Here is a 222-nt window from a genome sequence, read left to right as displayed (position 1 = left end):
GCAGACAGGAACAGATTGATTATACAACCGAATATATTCAAAAGACTTTCGTGGATAAGGGAATGTGTGTCGACTGGAGCATACACGATAAGGGCGATGGAAACCCACATGTGCATTTACTTGTAACCATGCGACCATTCAATCTGGATCATTCATGGGGCAGCAAAGAAGTCAAGGACTGGGATTTTGTCAGAGATACTGACGGAAATATCGTGGTTGATG

Annotated in this window: 1 protein-coding gene; it reads left to right on the top strand. The window is 43.2% G+C overall.

What is annotated here, in order from left to right; genetic code table 11:
- Positions 1 to 222: MobA/MobL family protein (locus tag LI162_RS15490; protein WP_227156897.1), on the top strand; the 222-nt coding region annotated here is incomplete at both ends.

This window comes from Mediterraneibacter sp. 210702-DFI.3.120, from assembly GCF_020561005.1.
Classification (GTDB): Bacteria; Bacillota; Clostridia; order Lachnospirales; family Lachnospiraceae; genus Mediterraneibacter; species Mediterraneibacter faecis.
The sequence above is the reverse complement of the archived record's forward strand: the minus strand, read 5'-3'. Positions and strand labels throughout refer to the sequence as shown.